This window comes from Brevibacillus sp. SKDU10, assembly GCF_001645205.1.
Taxonomy (GTDB): Bacteria; Bacillota; Bacilli; order Brevibacillales; family Brevibacillaceae; genus Brevibacillus_B; species Brevibacillus_B halotolerans.
In genome coordinates, this window is the sequence record NZ_LSSO01000067.1 from 1 (window position 1) to 5049 (window position 5049).

Here is a 5049-nt window from a genome sequence, read left to right on the forward strand (position 1 = left end):
GAGCGGCGATCTTTATTTATCGCTAGGAAATTGTTATCATCAAATTCAACAATATCAAGAAGCAGAATCCTTCTATAGACAAGCCCTATCTATTTTTGAAATCGCCAACAACCCGGTTCGTTTAGCGGAAGTACAATTGAACCTAGGTCTTATGTACAAAGAAACAATGGTGTACGATAAAGCAGAAACCTGTCTGAAACAAGCTCAGAAATTCTTATTTAATCAAATTGAAGACGAGCTTCTGAATTTTACACGTATCGCTCTAGCTGATGTATATCGTTTACAAAAACGTTTAGACGAAGCAAAAGCCCTTTGTCAATCCGTGATTTCTTCTGATAATGAAAAAATGCTGGCTGAGGCACAATTTATCTTAGCTGAAGTAATGTTGATGCAGGGAGAAGATGATGAAGCTCTCGTCCATCTAGAAAATGCAAGAGGTTATTTTACAATCAAGAATATGCAAGCGTTTTTAATTAAAACCTACCAATTATTAGGTCACATTCATTTAAAGAATCAACGCTTTGAGCAAGCAGCTAAAATGTACGAACGTTCTATTACTTTTACAGCAGAAGCTTAATGTTTCCTGATAAAAGTCTTTTTTCTGCGTATGAAGTAATGGCCAGAGGGCTAACTATCCAGCCTAATATGCCTAGTTAGCCTTTTTTATTGCCTGCATGATATTTTTTATGTACATAAAACAAAAAGAAAGATGGGATAACCATCTTTCTTTTTTGTAAACAATTATTATTGTTTTTTTAAAAGCTTGCATGAGCCCGAATCTTTTCGCTTATGCTAAGTAATAGCTTATGTTCGAAGTGCTGTCATTACCTGTTGATCTAGCTTGGCCGCTGCATTTTGATCATAGGTCTTTTCATATTGTGGCTCTACACTGATACGAGAACCATAAAACATGATATCTCGTACGCTTTCAATTTTGACTTCTAGCATGCCTAATTTAAGCGGTACGCCTTCCATTTTGTCTGCTATAATCTTAGCCATTCCATTAATCGCATAAGTAGAACCACAGCCAATTAAATTAAGCACTACTTTTGGGTCCTGACTTACATTTGTAAGAATCCGAGAACGACTATCCAGAGCAATTCGAATCGTATGATTATCTAATGCCACCACCCAGGATATCGCACTTAAAACAGGGGCCTTTGTCTCGTAGTCAATGCTTCCTAAAGTCACATAACGTTCATGTTGTAGATATTCAAACAATTCTTCAGATAATGATTGTGCTACTGTTTCTGCCATATCATCATCCTCCTCTTTTCATTACATATTGTTTATTGTACATGGGCTTACGTGCTCTAGCAATGATGCCATATGAAAAAGATACCATTCTTATCACAAACACAAGGAGGAGAGATTTATGAGCACTCCACCTGCTTCCCCCGATCGTCTCGTGCAAGAATTAGAAAAGGCAATAGAGGAATTGCAACAGGTTCGCCAATTGAATGCTACTCTGCACAAAATAGGTCTGTATTTGGAAGAGATTCGATTGGCTGATATCGTTATTAATTATACGACCCCGCGACGTTTAATCTGGACGAATTTTGTCGCAGGCTTAGCTAGAGGGTTAGGACTAACCATTGGTACGGCCATTGTTCTAGCGTTGTTAGGTTCTCTTTTATCAAAATTTTTGTCCATTCCTATTATTGGAGATTTCATAAGGGAAATTATTGTGTATGTACAATCTTATCGTCCATAAATGTTTCAACTACGTCAAAAAGCCAGGACATAGCTTTGTCCTGACTTTTTCTATCCATTTCGCTCTACTTTATTAGTCTCGCCAATGGCTCTCCCACTTTTCTTTCAAGCTCTTTCGTTTTTCCTGCTCCTTTTCTTTCTTTTTTTGCTCTTTCTCTTGCTTTTTTTGTTCTTTTTGCTGTTCTTTATCATATTGCGGGGTGTCAGTTGACTTTAACTTCGCATAGTTTTTAACCTCTACGTCTTGCTCATACAACAAGTTATCCCCATTATAAAAAGCAACATGTATTGCTGTAACCTGATGATTAGAACCCTTGAACGGGAATTTTAACACATACTCATCACGATTCCCCTGTTCAATGATAGCTTCTATTTTTTGTTCATGCTTCTTGCCATCCGGGAAGGTTACTACTACTTTCATTGAATCTAAGGCCTGTTTCGGTAATTTCTCTAATTTTTCCCTTAGCTCATCCCATTTCCCCTTTAAACGAAGCATCTTATCTTTTTTATCGAAAAAGGCATCCCCCTGCCATTGTTTAAACATATCCCTGACTCCATCTACACCCTTCCAGATATTTATTACCTGAATGGTTTGACGATCAATCAGCCTACCCTTAGAAAAGACCTCCACACTAGCAGAAGATGGGATTGTATCACCTGTTACTGGCATTTGCCATGAGAAGGAACCTACATAGCTCCAGAATTGTTTGATCGGGATTTCTTTAGTTGTTCCGTTATACGTAATTTTGACTTGATCAGCGGAGCTCTTTACTTTCCCTTGGAAGGAGATCTCGTTCTTTTGTGAATTATATTTTGCCAGAGAATAAATTAATGCATTTTCGGTAAGTACAGGTGCTTCTTTAATTCGTAATTTAGCACTTTCCACTAATTTATTCTGCTGATAAGCCTGTAGTGTTAGCAATTCCCCTGCAGATGCTTGCGGCATGCTTACACGAAACGTCTGCTTTGAAGAGAATTGAAGCACTTCTACTCTATTTCCTTTTTCAGAAGTGATAACCACCCTCGTTATACCTGATTCCACCTTGCCAGCGACTGTCGTTATACCGTTTGTTGTTTCTTCCGAATAGGAATCAAACCCTTTCTCCAACGCCCGTACAGACAGATAAATATGGTCAAAATCTTCTTTGAAAATACTTTGCCACTCATCTCCATACTCTTCAATAACATCCTTGAGCTTTTTCTCAAAGTTCATATTTGGGTCTTTTACGACAACATATACTCGATCCTTATAATCTTGTAGGAGCATCTGCAAAAACAGCTTATTTTCCTTTTCTAGATTCTCTATGTTATATAAAAAATTTTCCCGTACTTGGCCTGCTGGCGTCATATTTTTCGCATGGCTGGATAATAAAGGCGTCTCTTTATCTGTGGAATCCGCTGCTTTTGTATCTGAGGTAGCTAAAATAGCTGTGTTAGATGACTTCATTTCGTTGTCAGCGTTAGCCATCATCGGAACGACAGCAAAAAGTACGCCAGCGGACATTACTCCTACCGATAAAGTCATTACTTTTTTATTCATGAAACCTGCCCCTTTGCAAATGATCTGTTCCCTAGACGGTTCTTGATCAGGAAAAGTTGCGCAAAGTAAGCCAAAACTTACAGGAGTGGAGAATAATTGGTGTGTCATACTAAGCTCGGAGGTGATTTCGATGCCAAAGGGAAGCATCCCAATCTTGCTTGGTACAATTGTAACTGCTGCTGGACTTAGCTTCGTAAAAACAAAATATAACGATAATGGTTATACGAACCCCTATGCTTGGGGTGTAGCAGGTTTTGGGCTAGCCCATATCGTATTAGGTACGATTGATGCATTACGCGATTGATTGTATTAGCGAGACGAGAAGCATACATTGAATCATCCAACAAACAAAAGCTCTGCCGCTGTTAAGCTGGCAGAGCTTTTAACCTTATTCCTTTGCCATGATCGTTTTGCGTTTTTTAAAAGACTTCAAGGAATGACTTCCCTTAATCTGCATATTTAGGTTCATTCTGAATTGCAGTCAACAAAGCGTCTACAGCTTCACGATCAAAAGTCATTTCATGCAGCTCGTTATCAACTGTATACGTCACAAGATATCTAGCTTCTTCCATTTGGACCTGAAGTTGATCGACATTATGATCCTCACGCAAAATCTGCTGAAAAAAAGCCTCTGTATCGCTTGCAGAACGATCGTTTTTTCGAAATTCCATGACGACTCGAATTTGCAGCCAGTTAAACAAAGCATCGGCTAGTCTCATGATTTCGCCTCTGTATCACGAGTACGCTTGGTTCTCGTACGTAATTTGACAATGGTCAGAATAATAATAGCTACAAATAATCCACCACGCACCGGTAGTTGAGTATCTAGGATGGCAAAAATAACAGAACCGAGCAAGAGCAGGATAATCAATAGAGCCGTTTTTAGTATAGGCATGCGTATCCTTTCTGCAAACCCCAGATAATAAACAAGTAATAAATACACAAAAATGATCCAATAACGTTGTAAATCAGCCCACATAAAAAAATGATCATACCATGTTAATACCTCGGGATTTGCAGGGTCATAAATGGACGCTAGCTCTAATAACTCCATTCTCTACCTCTCCTTTTATTCTTATCCTTTTAGGTCGCGAATGTAAACCATTTCCTCAGCGTATTCCTGTTCATCATCGACTGGTGTTTCAAGAACAACAGGCAAATGCTGCAATTTTTCAGAGCGCAAGAATTTTGCTAATGCATCGCTACCAATTTCACCTTTACCAATCTTTTCGTGTCTGTCTTTTCGACTACCATAAGGAACTTTGCTATCATTAAAATGGATGCAAACTAGATGATCCAAATATCCGGTCTGCTCCATGTCCTCCAATAATTTATCAAAGGATTCCTCATCCCATTGTCCTGCAGCAAAAGCATGACATGTATCAAAGCAATATCCAATTTTCTCTGGATATGTAGTTGCTTCGCGAATGGCAACTAACGCCCGAATGGTTAAACCAAGCTCGGTACCTTGTCCCGCCGTATTTTCCAGTAAAAGCTTCACGGGGCCATTGTATTGCTCTAGAATTAAATCAAGCGTTTCTACCATGCGCTTGGTACCATATTCCTCGCCTTCTCCCACATGCTTACCGCAATGAACTACAGCGCCAACAGCACCATACGCCTCGGCAATATGTAAATCCTCAACGATGGAGCGAATTGTTACTTCCTGTAAATCCTCTTTCGGTGTTGAGAGATTTGTAATATAAGGCGTATGGCACACCAGCGTAATGCCATGCTTGGTCATAATTTCTACGCCTTTGTTTGCATCTTTGTGGTCAATTTTTTTAGGTTTAAGT

At 39.1% G+C, this 5049-nt stretch carries 8 protein-coding genes; 3 read left to right on the forward strand and 5 right to left on the reverse strand.

Annotation, left to right across the window (positions count from 1 at the left end):
- Nucleotides 1-577: tetratricopeptide repeat protein (locus AYJ08_RS04570; RefSeq protein WP_157452786.1), on the forward strand; the 577-nt coding region annotated here is incomplete at its 5' end.
- Between the two features lie 227 nt (nucleotides 578-804).
- Here AYJ08_RS04570 and AYJ08_RS04575 read toward each other — a convergent pair.
- The gene (locus AYJ08_RS04575; RefSeq protein WP_064016767.1) at nucleotides 805-1257 is read right to left on the reverse strand and encodes a pyridoxamine 5'-phosphate oxidase family protein; all 453 of its coding nucleotides are present in this window, start codon (nucleotides 1255-1257) and stop codon (nucleotides 805-807) included.
- Between the two features lie 118 nt (nucleotides 1258-1375).
- Here AYJ08_RS04575 and AYJ08_RS04580 point away from each other — a divergent pair, with 118 nt between their 5' ends.
- Nucleotides 1376-1714, forward strand: a complete 339-nt coding sequence (locus tag AYJ08_RS04580; protein ID WP_064016768.1) for a DUF5665 domain-containing protein — start codon at nucleotides 1376-1378, stop codon at nucleotides 1712-1714.
- Between the two features lie 72 nt (nucleotides 1715-1786).
- Here the strand turns inward: AYJ08_RS04580 and AYJ08_RS04585 are convergent, their stop codons facing one another.
- Nucleotides 1787-3253, reverse strand: a complete 1467-nt coding sequence (locus tag AYJ08_RS04585) for a hypothetical protein (RefSeq protein ID WP_064016769.1) — start codon at nucleotides 3251-3253, stop codon at nucleotides 1787-1789.
- Nucleotides 3254-3383: 130 nt separating this feature from the next.
- Between AYJ08_RS04585 and AYJ08_RS23840 the strand changes: the two genes are divergently transcribed.
- Complete coding sequence (locus AYJ08_RS23840; protein WP_197490583.1) at nucleotides 3384-3557, forward strand: hypothetical protein; 174 nt, start codon at nucleotides 3384-3386, stop codon at nucleotides 3555-3557.
- Nucleotides 3558-3699: 142 nt separating this feature from the next.
- Here the strand turns inward: AYJ08_RS23840 and AYJ08_RS04590 are convergent, their stop codons facing one another.
- The 3 genes from AYJ08_RS04590 to AYJ08_RS04600 all read right to left on the reverse strand — a co-directional run.
- Nucleotides 3700-3972 carry a hypothetical protein gene (locus AYJ08_RS04590; RefSeq protein ID WP_064016770.1) on the reverse strand — a complete coding sequence of 91 codons (273 nt, stop codon included), beginning with the start codon at nucleotides 3970-3972 and terminating at the stop codon, nucleotides 3700-3702.
- Nucleotides 3969-4307 (reverse strand): YlaH-like family protein, encoded by a 339-nt coding sequence (locus tag AYJ08_RS04595; RefSeq protein ID WP_031413416.1) that lies wholly within the window; start codon nucleotides 4305-4307, stop codon nucleotides 3969-3971. The genes AYJ08_RS04590 and AYJ08_RS04595 overlap by 4 nt, the downstream gene beginning before the upstream one ends.
- Nucleotides 4308-4328: 21 nt before the next feature.
- On the reverse strand, nucleotides 4329-5049 hold a 721-nt coding region (locus tag AYJ08_RS04600; protein ID WP_064016771.1), incomplete at its 5' end, for a deoxyribonuclease IV.

Excerpts from the sequence above, each read along its gene's own strand:
- AYJ08_RS04580 (WP_064016768.1), top strand. The coding sequence starts at position 1,376 with ATGAGCACTCCACCTGCTTCCCCCGATCGTCTCGTGCAAGAATTAGAA.
- AYJ08_RS04575 (WP_064016767.1), bottom strand. The coding sequence starts at position 1,257 with ATGGCAGAAACAGTAGCACAATCATTATCTGAAGAATTGTTTGAATAT.
- AYJ08_RS04590 (WP_064016770.1), bottom strand. The coding sequence starts at position 3,972 with ATGAGACTAGCCGATGCTTTGTTTAACTGGCTGCAAATTCGAGTCGTC.
- AYJ08_RS04585 (WP_064016769.1), bottom strand. The coding sequence starts at position 3,253 with ATGAATAAAAAAGTAATGACTTTATCGGTAGGAGTAATGTCCGCTGGC.
- AYJ08_RS04595 (WP_031413416.1), bottom strand. The coding sequence starts at position 4,307 with ATGGAGTTATTAGAGCTAGCGTCCATTTATGACCCTGCAAATCCCGAG.
- AYJ08_RS23840 (WP_197490583.1), top strand. The coding sequence starts at position 3,384 with ATGCCAAAGGGAAGCATCCCAATCTTGCTTGGTACAATTGTAACTGCT.